Source organism: Inquilinus sp. 2KB_23 (assembly GCF_052115705.1).
GTDB classification, from domain to species: Bacteria; Pseudomonadota; Alphaproteobacteria; order DSM-16000; family Inquilinaceae; genus Inquilinus; species Inquilinus ginsengisoli_A.
Map to the genome: position 1 here is coordinate 68,376 of NZ_JBFRHF010000002.1, position 23,702 is coordinate 92,077.

The following is a 23,702-nucleotide window of genomic DNA, read 5'->3' on the forward strand; positions in this document are numbered from 1 at the left end:
CCATAGGTCCAGATGGGACTTATCGATGGGTCCAGATGCGGTTTGTCGGACGATGTGTATCCGATGACACGCCCGAGAGAAGTGCAACTGCCTGATAAAGATCCACGACGGCGGTGAACTGCCGATCAAATGAATCAATCAGGACTTAACAAATGATAAATATCAGACTCTGGACAATGACCGGGTCGATGGCCATCCGACGTGCCGATCTTCTTGGTGCCAAAGAAGATCGAGGCGATGGGCGCTCTAGATCTCGCGCCGATCTCTTCTGTTGCGGCGGCGTAGGATGATCAGCGTTGACGGCCGCCATGGCGATGGCGGCGAGGCCGATGGTAAGGGCGCTCGATCGACCGGGGCAGGTCGGCACCGTGACGGTGGCGTTGCCGGAATATTCCTCTGAAGTCGGCGTTCCTCAGGGAACCGACGGCGCCCGGCACGCAGTGGCCGACCGTGAAGGTGGTGCCTGTTGCATCCACCGGCTGGACTATGGCCGCTGAATCGTTCGGGTCGGCCGAGTCCGGCCCCGGAGATCGGGTCGGAAGACTAGGATCGCCGCAACCAGCGCCAGACCGGCGACGACGGTATGCTCTAGATCCTCATCGCGTCCCCCCGGTGCGTGAGTGGCGACCACAGAGCCGATGGAACCCACAAATGACGGCCGGAGCGGGATGGGCCTGGGTCAAGGCGCACCGGAAGGGCCGGAGGGTTGGCGATGCAGTAGATCCCGCAAACAATCCCGCTCTTCCCGATGGTGCCGATCGCCTGGGCCCGGCGGGCCGGGTCCTTGATGGCGCGGGTGCCGCAGGCCAATCGTTTATGATTTGCTGAGCATGCAGACGCCAGACGTTTTATATTTTCTGTCGGCGCAAATTCCGGCGGGTCAGTGCTTTGATCTGGCCTTCTTGCGGCGGGCGCCGACGGCCTTTTCCAGAAGGGTCGACGCCACATCCTTCGCCAACAGGAACGGCGCCGTGTCACCCGACGCATGCGCAAGCGCCAGGGCCCCCTGAAGAATCAGGTTGAGCTGCTTGGCGAGCCGCTCGGGCTCGGCAAAGCCCGCCCGCTGGCACAGTTCGAGGAATTTCGCCTCGCCGCGTGAGTTCGCGCTGATCCCGAGCTCGACGATGCCGTCATGCTTGCCGACATAATCCTGGGCCGCCTTCAGCCCCAGGCAACCGCGTGTCAACATGCGGCCGGTCGTCTTTCGGACGTCGAAGAAATCGACGATCTGATCGCGCGGATCGGCGATGTCCGCGACCGGGCCGAAGAGCTCATCCACGACGACCTTGCTGTAGAGCTGCAGCACGGCCGCGATCAGATCCTCCTTCGACGGGAAATACTTATACAGCGTTCGTTTGGATATGCCGCTGCCGGCCAAGGCGGCTTCCATTCCCGTCGCCTGAAAGCCGCCCGCGTAGAACCGGTCGAAGGCGTGTTTCACGATTTCGACCTTCTTGCCTTCGATCTCGCCGTCCTGGCCCATCACCATGTCCCCGCCGCTGTCCATTCCCTGGTCATAGCGAACCCGATTGACCAGGTAAACGACTCCGTTTACACATCCCTCAGGTAAACGACTCCGTTTACCTCTGTGCTGAAGGCGCCGGAATCAAGATCTTCGGGAGAAGGCCATGCCCCTTTCAAACCAAGTCGTCCTGGTGACGGGCGCCAGTCGCGGTATCGGCGCAGCCATCGTGCGGGAAATGCTGAAGGCCGGCGTGGCGAAGATCTACGCCACCGCTCGCGATGTGACGTCGCTGCAGGCATTGCCGGACCCGCGGGTGGTGCCGCTGCAGCTCGACATCACCAGCGATGCGTCGGTGACTGCGGCAGCCCAGCTGGCGGGGGATATCGATGTTCTCGTCAACAACGCCGGGACGCTGGCCTTCGGCGATTACATCAGCAGCCGCCTGGAGACCTTCGAAGACGACATGCGGACCAACTACTTCGGCACCCTCCGGGTCCTGCGTGCCTTCACCCCGCAGTTTGTCGCCCGCAAATCCGGCACGATCGCGAATGTGAGCAGCGTCGTCGGCCTGTCGGCGGTGCCTCTGATGGCCGGCTATTCGGCCTCCAAGGCGGCGGTGCATTCCCTCACGCAATCCCTCCGCGGCACCCTGGAGAAAGACAACATCACCGTCATCGGCATCTATCCCGGGCCGATCGAGACGGATCTGGCCAAACCGGTGCCCTATCCGAAGGTCACCCCGGACCACGCCGCCATCCGCATCGTGCGGGCCATTGCCGAGGGGCAGACCTACATCTTCCCCGATCCCATGGCGCAGCAGGTCGAGCAGCTGTGGTCGACCGACAACCGGAAGCTGGAACACGTCGCACTGCATCTCGGCGGCTGACGGTCTGGCGACATCGCCTCCCTCACTCCAACCTGCAGGACAACCCCTCCATGCACACCCGTCGTTCCTTCGCGGCGAGTTTCCTCGCCGGCTCTGCCGCCATGATTGCGTCCGGCACAGTGTCGGCCAAAGCCAAGACCACTCTGCCGAACAGCAAATCGTCCCTCTCCGGACATCCGGCTGTTCCGACCCACTACCGGACCGTGGACATCGACGGACTTTCCGTCTCCTACCGCGAAGCCGGGGCACCCGGCGCCCCGGTCGTGCTGATGCTCCACGGCTGGCCGTCGTCATCGGCGATGTTTCGCGATCTCATCCGTGACCTGTCGACGGACTACCATGTCTTTGCCCCGGACTATCCGGGTTTCGGCAACAGCGACACGCCCGACCGCTCGCACGCCCCCTATACTTTTGACGCCCTGGGCGAGATCATCGGCAGGTTCGTCGACAAGGTCGGCATCCGACAATTCGCCTTGTACGCGACGGATTTCGGCGGTCTGGTCGGTTATCGGGTGATGCTGAAGTCGCCAAATCGGCTTAAAGCGCTGATCGCGCAAAACAATCCACTGTTCTTTGCCGAAAGCCCCTGGTTCGGGCCGATCGTGCCGTATTGGAAAGACGGAACAGACGAGAGCCGTCGGAAAGCGGGGGAGCACTATCTCACCCTCGATGTGGTCCGCGGCCTGTACGTTACCGGTGTGCGCGATACATCGCTGCTCGACCCGGAACAATGGCAGTCGGAATACGCCTCGCTGCAACGTCCGGGCGCAGGAGACGCCTCGCTCGACCTCCTCTACGACATCCGCACCAACGGTCCAGTCCTCAAGAATGCTCAGGACTACCTGCAAGCGCGTAAGCCGCCGACGCTGGTTGTGAGCGGCAAGAACGACATTCTATTCGCGGGTGAAAATCAGCAGCGGTATCGCGAGGTGGTGCCGAACGCAGAGATTCACATGCTCGACACCGGTCATTGCGCCTTGGCCGACAACGGCGAAGAAATCGCCAGCTGGGTGCATGATTTCCTCGGTCGAGCGCTGTAGCCCAGGCGCGGTGGCTGTCCGTCCAATTCCTGTCTCGTCGCCCCTGTGGACATCAGCATTTCCAGGGGGCAGCGGCCCCTGAGCCGCTCCCGGACGGGATCCGCTCACGATCACGACCAGGCAGCGTAGCAGGGCTGTGGCGCCTGTCGTATCCAATCGCGATCACCGAATCCTATCAAACATTCCTCCAGACTGACGCCTGTGTGGGCCATAAGGCGCTTGGCCAATCGGGCGATCGACAGGGATCGGGTAATGCGGAGCGATGCCTTTCAACCAGGCTGGATAGCGCCAAATGCGGACACTGCCGCAACGCCTGCAGACCGGACTCTACTCATGCTCGGCGGAATCGAGCCTTGCATGCAGTCTGGGCCGGCTACCACGATTCGGTAGCGGACATAGCTCGCCTATCTCGAAAGCGGACATCTTAACGGCCGGCAGAAGTTAACCCGGCTCCGCCGGGTCCGGCTCGGCAGACCGCGCCGCAACATGATCGCCAAGTTCACGATCGACGTCCGCAAGAATGGCGAAATCCATCTGACGGTGAAGCGGTCGAGCCAGATCCCATGGCAATCAAAGTCGCTGCGGAACTTGCAGAAGCTGCTGCCCGATCCGGATCATGCCGTGTCGCCAGGCCACATTCGCCAGGCAATTCGGGCGTCCGGGCGCCATCTCCGTCGATCATTCCGCATTCACCAGACGGGCCGTCGGGTCGCCGAGTGCCGGATCGAACGACCAGCCGCTCATCAGCGGCAGCAGATCATCCGGCGAGGCCGTGGCGTCGCACACGCGCAACGTGATGTCCGCTTGGTCGATATCCTTCGGAAGTGCGGCGCCCAGCGATCTCTGCAGGCGCTGGAGGGCAAAAAGGCAGCCTGGACTGCCTTCGGGACGCCCGGAGACGTAAAGGAATGAGCCGTAGCGGTTCTGTCCCTCTTGAATTGATTTGGCATCCAGCGAGCCGACCGGCACCGTGACAGCGGCTAGAAATTGGTCGCTGGTGATTCGCGTCGCCTTCCCATTCGCGATGATCTTGAGCAGCAGGGAGTTCTCTCCCTCGACGCGCGTGTTGTTCCGCAGGACGTAGCGCTGGTCCAGCGTCTGCCCGCCCCTGCGGTCGGACACGGCCAAAACCATCGCGCGAAGGGGGCCGTCAAGGCGGAGAGCCGCCCGGTTGACCGGCACGTCACGCCACAACATCGTGGTCGATCCGGGGTCGAACGGCTTCTTCGGCGCGCATGCGGCGGCCAGCAGCACAGCCGCCATGACGAGAAGAGAGCGAGTGGGCATGGCTCGAGAACTCATGATCAGCTGAACCCGTAACGTCCGCCACGGGCGATGCGCAAGCCTTCCCGGGTCTCCGGCGTGCTGAGCACGCGGTCGAGCTCCGAGAACAGGTCGAGAGCCTCGGCGAAGCGGCGCACCTTGTAGAGTGCAAAGCCGCGCAGGAGCTGCAGGTCGCGCCGCGGCGCCAAGCCATCCTGATCGCGAGCGTCGAACAGCCGAAGCGTTTCGCGATAGTCGCCGCGTTCATAGGCCGCGGTGCCGAGTTGGGCCAGCACCTCGCCCTGGACTTCGCGGTGCTGTCGACCGGTCAGGGTCGCACCGTCGATCATGGCTTGCGCATCGTCGACGAGACCCCGCCGCAGCGCCGAGAGGATAAGCCCGTATGTGGCGTCCTGGATCTCCGAGCCCCCACCGCCCTGCGATCGGACCGCCGCGAAGAGCGATGAGGCCTCCGTCGGCCGATCCAGCTCGTAGAGACACCACGCTCGAGTCAGCTTCAGGCCGGTCGTGACGGCCGCATCCGTAAGCCGCAGGCAATCGCCAAAGGCGCCGGATTGCTTTGCCGCCTCCGCAGCCGAGGCCTGTGCGGCACCGGCGCCGGTCGGCCCCGAAGTCCCCCGTGGGGCGGGGCCGCGCTGAGCCGGGCGGCGCCCTGCCTCCAGGGACTTCCTGATGTCATCGATGGCGCCGGCATCGCTGCCGGACCGGTCGCGGGCCAGCGCATAGAGCTGTGTCATCTGGTTCGGCGACAGGAACGCGTTCGCCTTCTGCAGCGTCGCGATCCGTTCCTTCAGATTACTGCAGGTGCCGATCACGCTGCGATAGAGGTCGAAGGCCGACGATGTCTGCTGCAGGCGGGCGAACGCTTCCGCGGTTCGCCAGACCGTGTCGGTGCGGGCGCAGTTCAGAAGATCCGGTTGCTGGCGTGCCTGGTCGATGACCGTCTGCCACTGTGCCCCTTCGCTCGCCGCGCCGAGATGCTGCTGGGCCTCGGCGATGTCGAGCTGCCGGAGCAGGTCGGCCGACGGAGTATAGGATGGGTTGCTCTGTTGCAGCTGGGCGATCCGCGCCCGGACATCGGCATAGTGGCCCGTTCCGAACAGGTCCCACAGCTCCTGTTCGTTCACTGAAGGACCGGCCTGCCCGTTTATGAGATCCGCCGGGGGTTCCCATGCTGGATCGACCGAGCGCAACCGTCGAATCTCAGCCTCCACGCGGGTCCAATCCTTGATTTCCACATAGTATCGCAGGGCGGTGAGATCCCGCTCCCCGATGCGATGCGGGGCCGCCGGCGCCGTGTCCGCGGAGGGCCTCGTGGCGGCACCGGGCGGCGATTGCGCCGGGGCCTGCGCCGCGGCCGCCGGACCGACGGAGGCAGGCGGGGCCTGAATCGCCTGCGTCAGGTGCAGCATCGTCGACTGGGCGGCCGATGGCGCCGGGGAGGGCATTGGCCCGAGCGCAACGGCCTGCCCCGACAGGGTCGTCAGGATCATAACGAGAGTCAGAGGGGCGCGCATGTCGGATATCGCTCCCGTTGGACCACGCGGGTCAGCATCAGAAGGGTTGAGGGATAGTATGGTTCGGCGGTGCGCAGGGGCGGTGGATCGCTGAACCCGGCGGTGCTGAGAACGCAGGAGACAAGGGACGGCAGACCGAGAAAGCCGGTATCGAGGCTGCGTTCCAGCACTCTGCCCGAGGCGGCATCGACGATCATCGGCATCCCGGTGGCGCGCGCCGTCCACAGCGAGTCGAACCGCCGGATGGCGGCCTGCTTCGGGAGACCGGCCCAGAGGAGATAGAGCGGAATTCGATAGGCGTTGTAGCCGACCACATAAGGCTGTTTGGACGGGGCATTCAGCCGGCCGTCGGGATGGAGGGCCACCCAGTCGGGCGGCACCTGCCCGCCATCCGCCACCTGGTCGATCAGGGCCAATCCGCTGTCCACCAATGCACCCCAGCGGGCGTCGCCGGAGGCGGCCTTGAAGTCGAGCAGGGCCGGAAACACCCAATAGGACAGGTTGATCACGACCCCGCCGTCCGGCAGGGAAAAGCCCTCCACGCCGGGAACGAGCACGACCCGGCCGGCCACTTCGGTGCTGGCGTGGTCGAGCGCGGCCCGGGCAAGCTTGGCCGACGCGTCCCGATAGGCCGTGTTTCCCCAGGCATTGCCGGCCCGCAGCAGCGCCCAGGCCACCAGGATGTCGCCGTCGGTCGCATTGTTCATGTCGGTGACGCCCTTCCCGCCCGGGTCCCATCGCCAGGCGAGAAGCCCGTCCTCGCGCACCTGGAGATTGGCGCTCGTCCAGCCCCAAACCTTGGCGAACGTCGTCGGATCGGTGTGGGCGACGGCCAGGAGCATGGCATAGCCTTGCCCTTCGGAATGGCTGATGTTGCCGTTGGGCGCATCGATCACGCGGCCATCCACGCTGATATAGGCGCTGCGCCACAGCGCCCACTGCATGTCGTCCTGTTGAGCGACGGCCGCCCCGGGGCGCACCGCCACAGCGAGCGCACCGATCAGAACCAGAAGCAGGACCGTGCGCATCACAGCATCACCCTTCAGCGCTTTTCACGGACGCCGAGGCGCCCCAGCAGCGTGTGCGTCACGCCCGCCGCCGCCGCCGACAGGCCGAGAATGGCGAGCGTCCACGTCATGCCGTTCCGCGAGAACCAGTGGCCCGCCACCATCATCACCGTGTCGGGCCGCACCGGCTGGGTGATCACCAGCGACTGTTCAGCCGGCGCGTGGATATGCCAGCCGTCGTCGAGCAACAAGGCCGCATCGCCGCCGAGCGTGGACCAAACCGCGGGACCGGTGGCCCGCGCGGCGAAGGTCGACAGCGTTTTCGGGTCCAGTGCGGTCACAAGGGTGATGGGCCCGGACGGACCTTGCCACTGGCCGACGTAACCCAGGCCCGGCGATGTCTGGGCCGACAGCCAGTCGGCCACCGGCGGCGAGGATTGCTGCCAGCCCAGCAGCCGCCGGGCGGTTCCCAACGCATCGTCCCAGAGCGAAGATGCCTCCGAGGACATCGTATCGGCATGCTTCTGGCGATCCAGCTGGGTCCGCCACGCCTGCCTGGCTTCGGTCGAACCGCTGGACGGTGCGGCCGGCGTCGACACAGCGCCGGCCTTGGCCGCCTCCTGTCCGCCGCCCGCGAGACGTTCGACGATCCGGTCGGGTTGGTTCCGACCGTCGGCGGCCACGAGATGCGGCGCGATGTCCGCAGGCGACGCCGGCGCGCCGGCGAACAATCCGCTCGGCAATGTGGAGGCCGGGCCGATTGCCAGAAGCGGGCCGGACAGCTTCGCCATCGACAGGATCGGCTGGAGCCGGACCGGGTCGTCGGCAACCGCACCCAGCCGGGCCGACACCGTCAGGGCCGCCGCCACCGTCCCCGGATCAAGGTCGGACAGCAAAAGAGCAACGGGGCCGGAGCCGTCGAAGAGGTAGCCGGACGCCGCCATCAATGACAGGTCGGGCAAGGCCACCATGTGCGGCGCGTCGTCGAGTGTCAGCGTGGTGTCGCCGAATAGGGTTGCGAACGGATGGTTCTCATCCTGCTGTGGACACGCCTGCTGCGGCACCTGTGCGGGAATGCTGAAGTCGAACCGGATCGTGTTCTCCCCGGCATGGAAGAGACGCAACGGCAGCGCATAGTCCTCGTTCTCGACGACCTCGCCACCACTCACATCGAACGGCCTCTGGGCCAGCGCCGTTCCATTCAGGGACAGTGTCAGATGACCGCCCGGCGGCAGGCCCGCGTCATAGGCGAACATCAGCTTCAGATGGGCGACCGAGTCGTTGGTCACGAGGAAGTCGGTCGGCAACCGCACGATGGCGTCCACCTGCCGTCGATACTCGACGATGCGAACATCTCCAAGCCCGAGATCGGTCAGGGTCACCCGCCGGCCACGCCCAATCTCAGCGCTGCGGCTTCCAGCCAGCGGCGTCACGCCCGCCAGTTGCTGCGCGATCAGCTCTCCAGCCTGGCCCTGCAACAGCAGCACGGGGGCGCCATCGGCCGCCTGCCGCACGGAAACGGCGGCGTTGCCGCCGGCCAGGACGATCCGCGGGCGGCCCTCGGCGGCGACCTCGCCCAGCCCCACGGTGAAGCTCGGAGAAGTCTCCGGCATCACCTTCCCCAGCAGCGACGCGAGCGACACCAGCGCACCCGTCGTCTCGGTTGTCAGTGGGGTGCGCAGCGACACGGGCAGGGCGTCCCCCCGCGCGCCGGCAGCGGCGGCGGCATCGATGAAGCCGGCCAGATCGGTGACGGGCGCGAGGCCGCCCGCAGGTACAAGGATGCCGCTTCGGTTCGGGTCCAGCTGCGTCCACAGATCGAAGCCTGCCGTATCGCTGCACAGCACGCGATGGGTCAGCTGGCCGGTGATGGTCACCAGGTTCCGACCGGTCTGCAGCGCGCCTGGCGGGATCGGCAGCCGGGCGTCGCTAGGAGTCGAGAACGCGTCTGGCGAGAAGCTGCCGATCGGCTTGCCGTTCAGGCTGACCGAAAAGGCCGATCGCTCCGGAAGAAGATCAGCGCCGCTGATGTGGGTCAGAGACAGCGTTGCGGCGACGGTCGGCCCCAGTGGCGGCGCGACGACGGCAAACCGGGCCGCCACATGTTCCCCCCCCAGGCGAAGGCCCGTCGTTCCTTCAACCGGGACGAGCGGCAAGCGGACATCGGCCACGGGCTGCACCGCGCCCGCGGCAGCGCTGCGGTTGCCGATATCGGACGCTGCCGGCTGTGACGGGATCTGGGGCGGCGACGCCGGCGCCGGCGCAATCACGACCGCCGGCGATGGCGCCGACGGCACCGGAATCGCGAGTGCCGGTTCGGCTGTCGGGGGCGCGATGACCGGTGGCGTGACGGCGGGAGGCGTGACGGCGTGAGGCGTGACGGGGACCGGCAGCGCTGGAGGGGTCGCAGGCAGGGCGATCCGCTCGCCGTCCCGAGGCGTCGCGGGCGCCGGGTGCTGCCCGGGAATGGGGATGCGACCGCTTTCGGCGGGTGCGGGCTGGGGCACCGGCTCCGCCGGCGCGCTTCCCGGCAACGGGATCTGCTGGGCCGATGCCGCGGCGCTTATGCTGAGAACCGTGAAGGCGGCCGCCCAGGCGGGCCCCGCCCGTCTGCTCGGCTTGCGAAAACCGGGCATCTTCAACCGACCTTCTTGAAAGAGGAGGATTCCTCGTCTTCCGGGAACGCCGACAGGCCTCGATCCCCGAAGATGAAGTCGTGTCCGCCGACCTCCGGCGTTGTCTCCCGGCGCCGTCCGACGCGGATCAGGAACGGGACCGACCGCACCAGCGTCCGGATCGCCAGGCCGAAGAACCAGAGGACGCCCATTACCGTGCCCGGCCCACGACGCTGCTCCTGCCGGCGCTTTTCCCACAGTGTGCTGTCCGAAAACATCAGTCGGCTGACCGTCGCCACGGCTAAAACATCCTGGTCTGTGATAAAGGACAGCCCCAGCACCACGGCATTCCCTTGGACGATCCGGTTGCGAACACGGGATTCGACCGCCGCCATCATCGGTCCGTTCGGGTCGTCCATGACCCGCAGTTGGACGAGGGCCCCGGCATCGAGCCCTGCGGTTTCCGGCGTATAGTCGAGGCGGATCTTGGCGCCGGCCATGGACACGTCTTCGATACGGGCCCGCCGGACCTGGCCATCGAACTCGATCTGGCCCGACCGCTCGATCTCGACGCGCGGGCGGGACCGGCGCTGGCGCCGCTCGCAGACAGCGCCGAGGGCGGCGAACATGATCATGAGATTGAACAATGCCCAGGTGCCGACCACGGACACGACGGTCCGGTCCCCCGGAAATTCGGACCAGCGCCAGATGGCTGCCCCCAACCCCGCGACCAGCAGCAGAATCAGCCCGATGATCGGCCAGGCCATCGGCGACAGGTATTCTTCCTGCAGCAGTTCGTTCTTCGCCGTCACCCGGAAGGTCGGGGAGCGCGGCCGCACGAGCACCGACAGGATCGGCCGGATGAGATAGAGGGCCTGCGCCGTTTCATAGAGTTCCGAAATCAGCATCCAGCGGGTCGTCCGGAACTGGAAGTTTGAGACCAGGAACACACCGGCCATGTACACGAGCGTGTACGAGATGAATTCTTCCGCCGTCGCCCGGTAGATCTCCAGTCCGAAGAAAAGATAGAACAGGGGCGCGATCATGAAGGTCAGCCGCGCGAACGGAAAGAACCAGAACGCGCTGCTCGACAGATAGCACAGGCGCTGCACCAGGCTCAGGCCGCGCTTGAACAGCGGGTTCTTCAGCAGGAAGATCTGGGTCATCCCCTGTGCCCAGCGCGAGCGCTGGCCGATGAAGCTGGCGAAGGTCTCCGGCTGCAGCCCCGCGATCATGGCGTGGTCGACATAGAGACTGCGCCAGCCTCGGGAGTGCAGGTCGATCGCCGTCTCCGCATCCTCGGTGATGCTGTCGCCCGAGAAGCCGCCAGCCTCGTCCAGGGCCCGGCGCCGGAGAAGGGCTGCCGACCCGCAGAAGAATGCGCCGTTCCACTTGTCGAGGCCACGCTGGATCAGGCCATAGAACATCTCGTTCTCGGGCGGAATGCGGTGCGACAATCCGAGATTGCGCTCGATCGGATCGGTGTTGATGAAGTAGTGCGGGGTCTGAACCAGGAAGAGCTTCGGATCCTCGACGAAATAGCCGACCGTCCGCTCCAGGAAATCCGCCGACGGCACATGATCAGCATCGAAGACCGCCACCAGTTCGCCCGACGTGCGGGCCAAGGCTGCGGACAGGTTGCCGGCCTTAGCGGACACGTTCCGCTCCCGGGTCAGGTACAGCGCCCCGAGTTGCACGCAAAGGCGCTGCAGGGTGACGCGGCGCTGCAGGGCCGGGCCGGCGATGGTGGGGTCGCTGTGGTTGACCCGCTGGTCGGTCCCGCCGTCATCCAGGAGATAGACCGTCAGCTTTCCCGCGGGATACCGGATCTGCGTCGCCGCCGCGATGGTGACGGCCAGCATGTCCGCATCCTCATTGTAGGTCGGGATGAAGATGTCGACCGACGGCACCAGCTCCGGTTTGGCGATCGGCTTGGGCGGGCGCCGCCGGATGGGTTCCGCGGTGACGAAGACGCTCAGGAAGAACATGCCGACCGCATATATCTCGGCTGCGAACAGCAGCAGTGCGGCAATGAAAGAGGGAATATGATCGGTCGGCGGCAAGGTGTGGAGCGAGCGCCACATGATGTAGCGCAGCACAATGAAGGCGCCGAGAATAAGGAACAGAAGCCTGCCGTAGCCCTGAACCCGCAGGATTTTCAGCACGACCATGGCCGCCAGCACGACAAGTCCGCTCGCCAACTGCGTCGAAGCGCCGACATTGACGGATCCGAGGATCGCCGCACCCATGAAGAGGATGGCCCACAGGAAAATAAGGACGGCGCTCAATTGTCTCTCCAAAAATCGACGGGGCGAACGAAAGGAGGTTACAAAAGCGTTCTACGAAGCTACAACGCATTCCGATCATCGAGCCCGTCGACGGGCTGTCAAAGTGATCGATTTCTGGCTTGTCGGCCCCCCGAAACAGTTCCTAAAGCCTGGATAGTGATTGCTGTCGCCTATCGTTGGCGAGTCATATTGCCCGATAGGAGAGCTCTATTCCAGAAAGGAGCCGATGATTTGAAATTGATCGATTATTTATAGTAATTTTATTGAACTGATCAGAACAAGAAATCTGCGGCAACCAGGTCCTGAAGGTGGACACCCTTCAAAGTGATGGAGTTAAGCGATACCACCGGCTGGGCGTCATCTAGCACGATCACCACGCCCTGAGCCGTTTCGATCGCGTGCGCCATCACCTGCTGAAAACTGTGGATGGTCGTATGGCCGGTTAGATCGATGAAATCGTGACCGCTTTCCTTCGCTTGGAAGTCGGTGATCGTGTCACGCCCGGTCCGGTCGCCGAAGACAAAGAGGTCGGAGCCCGGCCCCGCGGTGAGCAGATCGTCGCCGATGCCGCCGTCGACCCGGTCGTTGCCGGCGCCGCCGTTCAGGATGTCGGCATCCGCGCCCCCGGAGAGAGCGTCGTTGCCGTCACCACCCTGCAGCTCGTCACGTCCGGTATCACCGAACAGGCGGTCATCCCCGGCCATGCCGATCAGCTTGTCCTGGCCGGCATCGCCATAGAGCTGGTCGTTGCCATCCCCGCCATCCAGCCGGTCATCTTCGACGCCGCCGGACAGGACGTCGGCACCGGCGCCACCGGAGAGGACGTCGTTTCCGGCGTCGCCATAAGCGACGTCCTCTCCGGCGCCGCCGTCGAGCCCGTCATTTCCCGTGCCGCCGTACAGGCGGTCGGCTCCGTCGCCGCCGATGAACTGATCGTTACCGGCCTCCCCGTAGAGGACGTCGGCCCCGGTGCCGCCGTCGAGCCGGTCATTCTCGACACCACCATGGAGTTCGTCATTTCCGGCGCCGCCCGACAGACGATCATCCCCGGCCTCACCGAACACGCGGTCGTCGCCATCATCGCCCGACAGCATATCGGCACCGGTGCCGCCGAAGATCTTGTCGGCGTCGCCGCCACCGTAGATCACGTCGTTGCCGTCGTCGCCGAAGAGCTGGTCGCGTCCCCAATCCCCATACAGCGTGTCATTGTCGCTGCCGCCGTACAGCATGTCCGCACCCGAACCGCCATGCAGCTGATCGACGCCGCTCTCGCCGAAGAGCCGGTCGTCGCCGTCGTCTCCGAACAGCCGATCGTTCCCGGCGCCACCGCTCAACTGATCGGCTTCGCTGCCACCATAGAGCTGGTCGTTGCCGGCATCGCCGTACAGCCTGTCGGTGCTTGCGCCGCCATAACCGATGTCGTCGCCCAGCCCGCCATACAGCAGGTCCTGGCCGACGCCGGCGTCAAGCACATCATTGCCGATATCGCCAAATAGGCGATCATCCCCGGCATCTCCATACAGGCGGTCGTTTCCGGCCCCGCCATAGAGGTCGTCATTGCCCGCGCCGGCATAGATGCGATCGTTGCCCAGGTCGCCATAGAGATGGTCGTTGCCGTTGAGGCCGACGATCTCGTCATCCGCTTGCGTGCCGTAGAGCCAGGACGCTGCCATAAGGCCGATGAACTTCATCCGGACACACATGCGAAAGGGTGAGGGAGGTGTATGTCGGAATTAAATCAAATGCAATATAATTTGATTGGATTTGCAGCCGGGCCCGCCCTTCAACGCGTGGCGTCGCCCTGATCGAGCATCGCACCACACCCCCATTGGAATGGCATCGCGCCGGATGCTGATCATCGGAAACTGCTTCGACATCGGCTCCGATGCGGCATGAAATCCGCGGAAGTCCGCATGACAGACGAACTTCCATTCGAGGCAGTGCCCCGTCCAGAGGAGCCTTGAAGCCCGACGATGGTCGGACAAGGGAGGCCAACCCATCTCGTGAGTAAAAAGGTCCGGTTTCAGGGCCAGCTTGGCCGGCGCCGATGTCCGCTCCGGAGCAACCAAGGCAGCCTCCGAAATCCGCAATGGGGACGAAGCGGTCCATCGGGCATGCGAGATCGAGCTTCCGCAAAAGTCTAAAGCGGTAGCTCAGCCCCGGGTAGCCTCGACAACAGCAGTCCGATGATGGAAGCGATCGGTTTTACGAGATCCGCGAGCGCGGAGCGGAGGAAAGCCCGGGCCGGAGGCATCGCCCCGTCACAATCACCGACAACCTTGGCATCGGTGTTTGAGACCACAGAGCCATGACCCCGCAGACGCGGGACGATTGAGGGGGCCTGCCACCCTCGGCGCAAGGGTCCGCGGCCTCATGGCCGCCAGGGCACCGGGCCTCCCCAGGTTTCGGCCTTATACGCGGCCTGTAGCGCTTCGCCCCTTCGCAAGCGAAAGGCTGAGCGATCCCCCTCCCGCTGCCCAGCCCTGCCCCTGCGCCTTCACCCCCGCGCCTCGCCGACGGGGTGCCTTCGGTCGCATGCGCAACCGAAGCAGGATGAAGGACATGAAACAGATCCCGTTGGACAAGCTGCAAGCCTCGACGCTCGCCGAACGCCAGCATGGCGTCATTGTGGTCCGCGAGCAGGCGCGGATCTGGTCGCGCGGCATCTCGGCTGCCTTTCTCCTGGCGTGGCAAGGCCCCCGCATCCGCACCCTCGACCTTGTACGCGGCGATTTGCGTTCCCCATTGCGACGCAACCGTGGACGAGCGATGGCATGACGCAACGACGCCAACCGGGGATGCAGCGCGCTCAGTGCGCTGCATCCCCGCCCGCAACCCGCAGGCGGGCGGGCTCCGGTGAAAGCTGCCCGAGCCCGCGAATGATTCGGGATCGGACGATCGGTGTCGCGATGACCTGACCGTCCTCGATAGCGACAAGAGTTGCCTCACCGACGTCGGACGACTTCGCCAAACGCGCGATCGGAACGCTCATTCCACCTCGAGCCGACGAGAGCCGCGCCGACGCGCTCGCGTGCGCCTCAAAGGGGTTCAATCATTGGTTTTGTATTCAAGGGAGTCGGGTGGTCGCCGAGATCCCCCTTTAAGGGGGATCTCCAAGGCCATCCTAGGGTGGGTGCTGTGACCACCCATGGCATTCCGATGGGTGGTCGTCGAAGCCACCCATTCGCCTGTCGGGGAAGGTCCAGGCACACACGCCTCCCGATCTGCTTCAGGCTCCGGGCGGCCGGATGTCCATCCGCCACTACCTCCTATCGCAGGCGCGCTCGATCCATCTGCGATCGAACGCATAGACGGCCGTGCTCCGAGGGCCTCGTCCACCCTCCTGCTCAACATGAACAACAGACTTCTCGCGAAGACTCTGGCGCAGGCGCTTGATCGAGCGCTCATCCATGCCCGTGAGGGCAGCGATCGTCGGAACGCTCAGTCAGCTGATGAACGTGCCCGCGTCGTCGTACGACCTGCGATGGATCCGCTCGACCATGAGGAGGGCGAGTCGCCGCTCGCGGTCGGTGAGCTCGACCGTGGTCAGGAGAGCGACCGACGATGCGGAAGAACGCTTCGCCGCTCATGTCTCGCTCCACTCGAAGCAAGGACCGATCTTCAGGGGCTTTGGCAGGCCTCCAGCACCACTGCATAGGCTGACGAGCGACGGAGTGCGCTGGCCCTCCATCGACCGTTTGGTAGAATGCAAATAGCACGCAGCATTCGCACATCCCTGCGAATCCCTGCAGCGGTTTGCCAGTGTTTGCCATGTTAAGCCGTTGTTTTTCTTGCCGTTCCGCCGCAATGGCATTGTAGAGGTCAGCGGTTCGATCCCGCTTGGCTCCACCAAGACGGAAAAGGCTCAGTCGGAAACGGCTGGGCCTTTTTCTTTTCCAGATCGGCGCGGCGTGAACGGCGAGCGCAGCTCGGGCACCGTCGCCGACTTGGCGCCGAGGGCGCGACACGCGCATCGATGACCGGACACACCCTGCCACGAGCTCGGCTGGTTCCGTGAACGTCGCGATGGGAGACGGGTCCGAGGCACCCTCATCGCCGACTATGGCCTGACCGGCATCATCGCGGAACGCTACGATGCCGGCGTCCGCCTCGGCGAACAGGTCGCGAAGGACATGATCGCGATGCGGATCGGTCCGGACATGTCCATGGCGGTCGTCGGGGCGCCCTCCTATTTCGCGCAGCGGCCGCCGCCACATCGGTGACCGCCGTTCCCGGGCTGTCATCTGCGCTATCCCAGCCGCCGGCAATGCCCGCCGGCCCTTTCCGTGCTACTCGACGCGCTGCGCCACCGGGGCTGACGATGCGCCGGATTGATGAGCAGGGTCGATAGCGTCATGCGGACAATGGCCCCTAATCGCCCGACGTCATCCAGCCTATCTCCAGGTCGGACGGCGATCGGAGGCACCGCTTTCCGCCGACCACCGGCTGCGCGATCGCGGCCGCAGCGGCCGATCCGCCACGAGGCCGGCGCGGGTATCCGCCATCGGCTTCATGCCCGTGCCATTGCGCCTGAGATCGGAGAGACCAGCGATGAAGCTGCCCGTTGCCACGCTCGCCTTGTTTTCCGTGGCCGCATCGGCCGAGGCGGAGCCGGGACCGAAGCCCCAGCGTGTCGCCCCTGCCATCGTGCACGAAACCACGCCGGCGCTGGGGATGTACACCGATCACGTTCTCTTCGGGGATGTCTGGAAGCGCCCGGAGCTCGCGCCGCGTGACCGCAGCATCGTCACCATCGCCGCGCTCGTCGCCGGCGGGAACACCGCCCAGATGACGGGCCACGTCAACCGCGCGCTGGACAACGGCGTCGAGCCCGGTGAGATCGCCGGAATCATCACGCATCTGGCGTTCTACACCGGCTGGCCGAAGGCCATGTCGGCCGTCGGCGTCACGAAGGACGTCTTTGCGCAACGCGGGGTCGGGCCCGACCAGATCGCGCCGGGATCGAGCGAACCTCTCCCTGTCGACGAGGCCAGCGAAGCGCGGCGCGCCGCCGCCGTCGAGGCCCAGGTCGGCGACATTGCGCCGGCTCTCGTCCGATACACCAACAGCGTCCTGTTCGGCGATCTGTGGCGGCGCGCCGACCTTGCGCCGCGGGACCGGAGCCTGATGACCATCGCGGCCCTGATCGCTGGCGGCCAGGCCGAACAGCTGCCCTTTCATTTGAACCGGGGGATGGACAATGGTCTGACCCAGCCCCAGCTTTCCGAAGTCGTCACCCATCTCGCCTTCTACGCCGGCTGGCCCCGGGCAATGTCCGCAATACCGGTCGCCAGGTCGGTGTTCGAGGCCCGCGCAGGCTCGCCGGACGAGGCCCCCGCTTCAAACACGCAAGGGGAAACGACATTGGAAATCCTGCGACACGGCTCTCAGCCCTCCGGCACGGGTCCGGCAGAGTATTTCACCGGCTCGGTCCGGATCGACTCGCGGTTCCAGCGAAGCGAGCCCGCGCGTATCGGCGGCGCGATCGTGACCTTCGAGCCTGCGGCACGCACCGCGTGGCACACGCATCCGCTGGGCCAGACGCTGATCGTCACCTCCGGCCATGGCTTGGTACAGCGAGAGKGCGGCCCGATCGAGGAGATCCGGCCCGGCGACGTGGTCTGGATTCCGCCGGGCGAGAAGCACTGGCACGGCGCCACGGCGGCTTCGGCCATGACTCATGTCGCCATCGCGGAATCGCTCGACGGCAGAAGCGTCGATTGGATGGAGCATGTGTCCGATGAGCAGTATGGACGCGGGTCTCCTATCCAAAATTGAGGCTGAGCGATGATCGGGGGAGGTCTCGGAGCCGGCTCTCTGCCGCACCGAATGTCCGCTGGGATCTCATGGATCGTCGGTCGAGATGAAGCCTTCGAATGTCGACCGCGTCCGACGGTCAATGCGCAGCGCGGCGGGATTTCAGGATCTTCTCGATGCGCCCCGATGCATCGGCAAGCGCCTGGGCATCGCTCTTCGTCCGGGTCATGGCGTCGTGGATCTCCTCGCCGAGGACATGTTCGATCCGGGTGTATTGCGGCAGGTTGGGCCGCTGCCAGGTCTGCAGCAGGTTGCGCTTGGCCAGGCGGTCGACGAACCGGACGATCGGGGAGCTGGCGGCGGCCTCGGGGTCGGCGCTGACCGAGAAGCGCGGGGCGATCGGGAAGCCATTCTTCACATGCGCCTTCATCGCCTCGCGCGAGGTCATCCAGGCGATCGCCTCGGCCGCCATGTCGACCCTCTCCTCCGGCAGGTTCGACGGGATCGCAAGCAGGAAGCCGCCGATCGGGGAGACGCGGCTGCCGCCCGGGCCGGCCGGCTGCGGCAGGTATTCGACCTGCCGCTTGACCACGGACTGGATGTCGTATTCGAAGCGGGCGGCGCGCATGGTCCAGCAATAGGCCATCGCCGAGCGGCCGGTGAGGAAGACGTGCAGCGCCCGGTCCCAGGCCATGTCCAGGATATCAGGCGGCGAAACCTCAACCAGCTGGTGCATGTAGTCGAGCACGGTGCGGCCGGCATCCGAATCGATCAGCGGCACCAGCGCCTCGGCTTCGACGCCGTCCAGGGTGAAGCCCTGGCGCGTCTGCCGCAGCGATAGGGGCGGCGACCCGCAGGCGCCCAGGAAGAACATGAAGGTGGAGGCGATCGGCATGCCGCGCGCACCGTCCCAGACGATGCCGGTCATGCCCTTCCTGGGGTCATGGAACGCGCGGGCCGTTCTGATCACCTCGGCGAAGGTGCCGGGGAACTCCAGGTCGGCGGCTTCGAAGAGGTCCCGGCGCGCGGCAAGGATCTCGATCGTGCAGTAGATCGGCACCCCGTATTCCGCGCCGTTCCAGTTGCCGGTCGACCAGATCACGGGATGGAAATCGAGCGCGTTGACGCCGGTGCGGCGGACCAGCTCCGAGATCGGGCGGATCAGCCCCTTCTCCGCGAATTCGCCGAGCCAAGGCATGTTCAGGCTGATCACGTCATAGCCCGACATCTCACGGCGGCCGTTTTCCAGGGCCTTGGCGTGAAGCGCCGGCAAGGGCACGAGGTCGAAGTTGCGGCGGAAGGCAAGGTTGTTGCGGAAATCCGCCCACATGTTCCGCATCGAGGTGAAGTAGTTGTCCTCGTTGAGCAGAAAGCGCAGCTCGAAGTTGTCCTCCGCCCGCATCTGGGCCAGGCGCAGCGGCGGGATGATGGTGGAGCCGAGCGGGGTCCCGCCGAAATAATACTCGCCTTCCTCGGCTTCCGAGACGCGGAGGCCGAGGGTCTCGGCGAGCAGCGCCTTCATCTGCCGGGCGTAGGTGGAAAAGGTGCCGATCAGCGCTTCGCTCGGGTGCAACGCGAAGGTCTTGCCGGTCCGGCTGCGCGGCGTGCGCACGACATGGCCTTCCTCGATCAACCGGCCGACCAGGCGCAGGCCGGTCGCGTAGGGCAGCCCAGTCACCTGCGTCAGCGACGACTGGGTGACGACCTGGCCCTTGATGTGCGACTTGATCAGGAAGGTGACGGCATTCCAGACCGGCTCGTCATCCGCCACCGGCAGCGCCCGGCGCAACGGCGCGCGCGTCCGTTCCAGGAAGTCGATCACCCGAAGCATTTCGTAGTCGTTCACGTCGCCGCGCGCCTCCCCGCGGGATCATCATGGCGGGAGGCCCGAGGGCGCGTCGAGGGCCGCGCCGGCTATCCCGGCGTGCCGCGATGTCTCACTGCGTGCCGGTCTTGGTTTCGTGCAGGCCGGCCAGGCGCTCCGCCTGCTCGACCAGCACGAAGAAGTCCTTCTCGGCCAGGCCCTCGGCGAAGGCGGCTTCGTATTGCTGGCGGATCAGCGCCGTGAGGTGCATCGGCACATGGTCCGACCGGGCGGCGTCCAGGATCAGGTCGAAATCCTTCATCATCTGGCTGACCGAGAAGGCGGGATCGAAGTCCCGCGACAGCAGCAGGTCGCGCTTGTAGGCGATCAGCGGCGACGCGACCGCGCTCTCCGCGATGACGTCGAGCATGGTCTCCATCGAGAGATGGCCCTTCTGCCCCAGCGTCAGCGCCTCGCCCAGCAGGGCCGAGGTCGCGCCGACCAGGGCGTTGAGCACCAGCTTGGCGTAGCGCGCCTCCTCCGCCGGGCCGACGTGGAACTGCCGGGCCGACAGGCTTTCGAACACCGGCAGGCAGGCATCGAACGCCGCCTTGGGGCCGGAGGCCAGGACGGTGAGCTTGCCGGCGCCGGCCGTCGTCGTGCTGCCCGACACCGGCGCGCGGAGGTAGGCCACGCCCCGGTCCGCCAGCGCCGCCGCGACCTCGGCCGAGATCGCTGGCGAGACGGTGCTCATCTCGACGAAGATCTGGTCCTCGCGCAGAAACCGGGCGAGGCCGTCGGGGCCGAGGACCAGGTCGCGCAGCACGGCGTCGTTGGGGATGGTGCTGATGACGATGTCGGCCGCCGCCACCAGCTCCTCGGCGGTGTTGGCGACGCCGGCGCCCTCGGCCACCACCGTGGCCCGGTTCTCGACCAGCGGCTCCAGGACGGTGACCGGAAAGCCCGAACGCAGGACGCGCCTGCTCATCGGATTGCCCATCTTGCCGATGCCGACCCAGCCGACGAGAAGCTCTGATCCCACTCTCGTGTTCCTCCCGAACCACCGAGCGCCGTGTCGAGCGATCCTGCCCGCCGCGCCCTGTCCAATGGTGGCCGAGCCGCCGGGAGAAGCGATGTCGAAAAATATCCAGAATGAACATTATTGGGTTTGGATCGACCGCTATTCTGCACTTAGCGTTGAACCCGGATCGCACCGCGGTCCTTGGGAGGAACAGAAGAAAAAAGATCTTTTTCCTACGCAATCATGTGTCCCGTCGTTTCTGGGCGCAGCCAAGGGAAAGATTTGCCTCCTCCTTATCGAGATCATGGAGGGACGCTCAATGAAGTCTGGGATGCTGGCGCTGCTGCTCGGTGCTGCCGGCCTGATGGCGACATCGTCGATGTCGGTCGCCGAGCCCTATCACGGGGCGCCGCGCACCTTCCTGTTCAATCCTTCGAGCGAGGTCTGTTTCAAGGACACCGCCGCCTACAAGAAGGATCCGCCCTATGTGATCGGCTTCTCGAATGCCGGTCTCGGCGACAGCTGGCGGGTGGTGATGCTGCATTCGCTCGAAACGGCCGCCGCTGCACACAAGGACGTGATTAAGCAGCTGATCATCACCGATGCCGGCCATGACGACGCCAAGCAGGTGTCCGATATCCAGGACCTGATGTCCCGGCAGGTCGACCTTCTGATCGTCAGCGCCAACACCGAGCAGGCGGTCGACCCCGCCGTCACCCGCGCCATGGAACGCGGCATCCCGGTGGTGATGGTCGACCGGCGCGTGTCCTCCGACAACTTCGTCACCTTCGTGACCGCGTCCGACACCATGATGGGCCGGCTGTTCGCGCAGTGGATCGTCGAGAAGCTGAACGGCAAGGGCAATATCATCATGCTGGGCGGCCAGGCGGGGTCGAGCCCCAACGAGATCCGGACGCGCGCGGCGATGCAGGTGTTCAACCAGTACCCCGACATCAAGATCCTCGACACCGTCTATTCCGACTGGAGCCCGGTGAAGGGCAAGCAGGTGATGCAGGCCGCCATCGCCAAATACGGCCACAGCATCAACGCGGTCTGGTCGGCGCATGGCCTGCAGACGCCCGGGTCGATCGAGGCCTTCCTCGATGCCGGCTTCAAGCCCGGCGAGATCCCGCCGCACACCAATTCCGACGTCAATGGCGGCATGCAGATGGCGCTGAAATACCACGTGCCGATGCTCGAGGTCGGATATCCGCCGGCGATGGGCGGCACCGCGGTCGAGGTCGCGCTCAAGGTGCTGGCCGGCGCCCAGGTGCCCTGCACCTATGAGATCAATGCCCAGATCGCGACCACCGACGGCGACGAGACGGCGTCGATCAAGCGGGACCTGCCGATTTCCGAGATGGTGGTGCCCAACGGCCCGCCCGACATGCTGGTCACCGGCGGCATGGGCGCCGATTACGACCCGAAGACCTACAAGGTCGACTACCCGCAATAAGCCGGATGCCGGCCGGCCCCGTGCCGGCCGCACCAAGGCCGTTCGGACGTCCAGGGGAGGTGATCGGATGTTGTCCGTGACCGGGATCAGCAAGGCGTTTCCAGGTGTGCAGGTGCTCTCGAACGTCGACCTGGAGGTCCGGGCGGGCGAGATCCATGCCCTGGTCGGCGAGAACGGCGCGGGCAAGTCGACCCTGACCCGGATCATCGCCGGGGTGCACCAGCCGGACGACGGCGAGATCACCTTCGGCGGCGACCGGGTGGTGTGGAGCGGCCCGGGCGACGCCAAGCGGCGCGGGGTCCATGTGATCTATCAGGAGTTCGTGCTGTTCCCGCACCTGACGGTGGCGGAAAACCTGTTCATCGGCCATGAGCGGACCAACCGGCTGGGCCTCGTCGACCGGCGGCGCACCCGGGCGGACGCCAAGGCGCTGCTCGCCCGCCTGGCGATCGACATCGACCCGGCGAAGCGGGTGTGCGACCTCTCGGTCGCGGACCAGCAGATGGTGGAGATCGCCAAGGCCCTGGTCCATGACGTCAAGCTGCTGATCCTCGACGAACCCACCGCCGTGATCTCGGGGCGCGAGGTCGAGTTGCTGTTCACACGGCTGCGGGCGCTCCGCGCCGCCGGCGTCGCCATCGTCTACATCTCGCACCGGCTGGAGGAGATCTTCAGCCTGTGCGACCGGGTCTCGGTCCTGAAGGACGGGCAGAAGGTCGGCACCTGCGAGGTCGCGTCGGTGACCCGCGACCAGCTGATCGCGATGATGGTCGGCCGGCGCCTGTCCGAGCTGTACCCGCCGCGCCGCGCGCCGCAGGCCGACCGGGCCGTGGTGCTGGAAGCGCGCGACATATCGGTCGCGGGCCGGGTCCGGAACGCCTCGATCACGCTGCGGGCCGGCGAGATCACCGGCCTCGCCGGCATGGTCGGCTCGGGGCGGTCGGAACTCGCCCTGGCGATGTTCGGGGTGCTGCCCCGGACCGGCACCGTCGCCGTCGCCGGGGTCGAGCACCGGTCGCTGACCCCTGCCCGGGCGATCGATCTCGGGATCGGCCTGGTCACCGAGGATCGGAAGGGGCAGGGCCTGGCCATGCTGCTCGATGTCGAGGCCAACATCACCGCCTCCACCCTGCCCGAATTCACCCGCTTCGGCCTGATCGACCGGGCGCGCGAACGTGACGTGGCAGAGGCGGAGATCGCCAATTACCGGATCGTCTGCCGCGGCCCGGAAACGCCCGTGGCCTTCATGTCCGGCGGCAACCAGCAGAAGGTGATCGTGGCCCGCTGGGCGCGGACCAGCCGGCGCGTGCTGATCCTCGACGAGCCGACGCGCGGTGTGGATGTCGGCGCCAAGCTCGAGATCTACCGGATCATGCACGACCTCGCCGAACGCGGCATCGCGATCCTGATGATCTCCTCCGAGCTCTCCGAAATCGTCGGCATGTCCGACCGCGTCGTGGTGATGCGGGAAGGGACGGTGGCCGGCGAGCTCGAGGCCGGGGAGATCACCGAGGAGGCGGTGGTGGAACTCGCCACCCGCCGCCGCGCGGCCTGAGCCAGGA

At 65.8% G+C, this 23,702-nt stretch carries 17 protein-coding genes; 7 read left to right on the forward strand and 10 right to left on the reverse strand.

The genetic code is table 11. The features are described from left to right. Positions 1-296: 296 nt before the first annotated feature. Positions 297-497 (forward strand): hypothetical protein, encoded by a 201-nt coding sequence (locus AB4112_RS02590; protein WP_441716975.1) that lies wholly within the window; start codon positions 297-299, stop codon positions 495-497. A 383-nt stretch (positions 498-880) separates the two neighbouring features. Here the strand turns inward: AB4112_RS02590 and AB4112_RS02595 are convergent, their stop codons facing one another. Continuing rightward, positions 881-1,507 (reverse strand): TetR/AcrR family transcriptional regulator, encoded by a 627-nt coding sequence (locus AB4112_RS02595; protein WP_441716976.1) that lies wholly within the window; start codon positions 1,505-1,507, stop codon positions 881-883. 121 nt (positions 1,508-1,628) lie between these two features. Here AB4112_RS02595 and AB4112_RS02600 point away from each other — a divergent pair, with 121 nt between their 5' ends. Both AB4112_RS02600 and AB4112_RS02605 read left to right on the forward strand, forming a co-directional pair. Then, entirely contained in the window at positions 1,629-2,351 is a 723-nt protein-coding gene (locus AB4112_RS02600; RefSeq protein ID WP_309796642.1) for an SDR family NAD(P)-dependent oxidoreductase, read from the forward strand. Positions 2,352-2,401: 50 nt separating this feature from the next. Continuing rightward, positions 2,402-3,391: an alpha/beta fold hydrolase gene (locus tag AB4112_RS02605; protein WP_441716977.1), complete on the forward strand. Its 990-nt coding sequence runs from the start codon at positions 2,402-2,404 to the stop codon at positions 3,389-3,391. A 678-nt stretch (positions 3,392-4,069) separates the two neighbouring features. Here the strand turns inward: AB4112_RS02605 and bcsN are convergent. From bcsN to AB4112_RS02635, 6 genes are all read right to left on the reverse strand, one after another. Next, positions 4,070-4,678 carry a cellulose biosynthesis protein BcsN gene (gene bcsN, locus AB4112_RS02610; protein WP_441716978.1) on the reverse strand — a complete coding sequence of 203 codons (609 nt, stop codon included), beginning with the start codon at positions 4,676-4,678 and terminating at the stop codon, positions 4,070-4,072. Between the two features lie 17 nt (positions 4,679-4,695). Next, complete coding sequence (locus AB4112_RS02615; RefSeq protein WP_441716979.1) at positions 4,696-6,168, reverse strand: hypothetical protein; 1,473 nt, start codon at positions 6,166-6,168, stop codon at positions 4,696-4,698. Between the two features lie 8 nt (positions 6,169-6,176). Continuing rightward, positions 6,177-7,220, reverse strand: a complete 1,044-nt coding sequence (locus tag AB4112_RS02620; protein ID WP_441716980.1) for a glycosyl hydrolase family 8 — start codon at positions 7,218-7,220, stop codon at positions 6,177-6,179. A gap of 14 nt (positions 7,221-7,234) precedes the next feature. Continuing rightward, entirely contained in the window at positions 7,235-9,835 is a 2,601-nt protein-coding gene (locus tag AB4112_RS02625; protein WP_441717256.1) for a cellulose biosynthesis cyclic di-GMP-binding regulatory protein BcsB, read from the reverse strand. Positions 9,836-9,837: 2 nt separating this feature from the next. Beyond that, entirely contained in the window at positions 9,838-12,102 is a 2,265-nt protein-coding gene (gene bcsA, locus AB4112_RS02630; RefSeq protein ID WP_441716981.1) for a UDP-forming cellulose synthase catalytic subunit, read from the reverse strand. 272 nt (positions 12,103-12,374) lie between these two features. Further along, positions 12,375-13,793, reverse strand: coding sequence for a calcium-binding protein (locus AB4112_RS02635; RefSeq protein ID WP_441716982.1), 1,419 nt, complete (start codon positions 13,791-13,793; stop codon positions 12,375-12,377). Positions 13,794-14,664: 871 nt separating this feature from the next. Here AB4112_RS02635 and AB4112_RS02640 point away from each other — a divergent pair. Continuing rightward, a complete protein-coding gene (locus tag AB4112_RS02640; RefSeq protein WP_441716983.1) occupies positions 14,665-14,880 on the forward strand; it encodes a hypothetical protein in 216 nt (71 codons plus the stop codon). A gap of 31 nt (positions 14,881-14,911) precedes the next feature. On the opposite strand, the gene AB4112_RS02645 is transcribed toward AB4112_RS02640, so the two are convergent. Beyond that, a complete protein-coding gene (locus tag AB4112_RS02645; RefSeq protein ID WP_441716984.1) occupies positions 14,912-15,094 on the reverse strand; it encodes a hypothetical protein in 183 nt (60 codons plus the stop codon). A 1,559-nt stretch (positions 15,095-16,653) separates the two neighbouring features. On the opposite strand from AB4112_RS02645, the gene AB4112_RS02650 reads away from it, so the two are divergent. Further along, on the forward strand, positions 16,654-17,880 hold the full coding sequence (locus AB4112_RS02650; RefSeq protein WP_441716985.1) for a (R)-mandelonitrile lyase: 1,227 nt from the start codon (positions 16,654-16,656) through the stop codon (positions 17,878-17,880). 118 nt (positions 17,881-17,998) lie between these two features. Here AB4112_RS02650 and AB4112_RS02655 read toward each other — a convergent pair whose 3' ends face one another. Together AB4112_RS02655 and AB4112_RS02660 are read right to left on the reverse strand one after the other, a co-directional pair. Further along, complete coding sequence (locus AB4112_RS02655) at positions 17,999-19,705, reverse strand: extracellular solute-binding protein (RefSeq protein WP_441716986.1); 1,707 nt, start codon at positions 19,703-19,705, stop codon at positions 17,999-18,001. Positions 19,706-19,796: 91 nt separating this feature from the next. Next, positions 19,797-20,705, reverse strand: a complete 909-nt coding sequence (locus tag AB4112_RS02660; RefSeq protein WP_309795583.1) for an NAD(P)-dependent oxidoreductase — start codon at positions 20,703-20,705, stop codon at positions 19,797-19,799. A 298-nt stretch (positions 20,706-21,003) separates the two neighbouring features. On the opposite strand from AB4112_RS02660, the gene AB4112_RS02665 reads away from it, so the two are divergent. Then, positions 21,004-22,140: an ABC transporter substrate-binding protein gene (locus AB4112_RS02665; RefSeq protein WP_309795581.1), complete on the forward strand. Its 1,137-nt coding sequence runs from the start codon at positions 21,004-21,006 to the stop codon at positions 22,138-22,140. Positions 22,141-22,216: 76 nt separating this feature from the next. Beyond that, positions 22,217-23,695: a sugar ABC transporter ATP-binding protein gene (locus AB4112_RS02670; protein WP_441716987.1), complete on the forward strand. Its 1,479-nt coding sequence runs from the start codon at positions 22,217-22,219 to the stop codon at positions 23,693-23,695. Positions 23,696-23,702 lie beyond the last annotated feature (7 nt).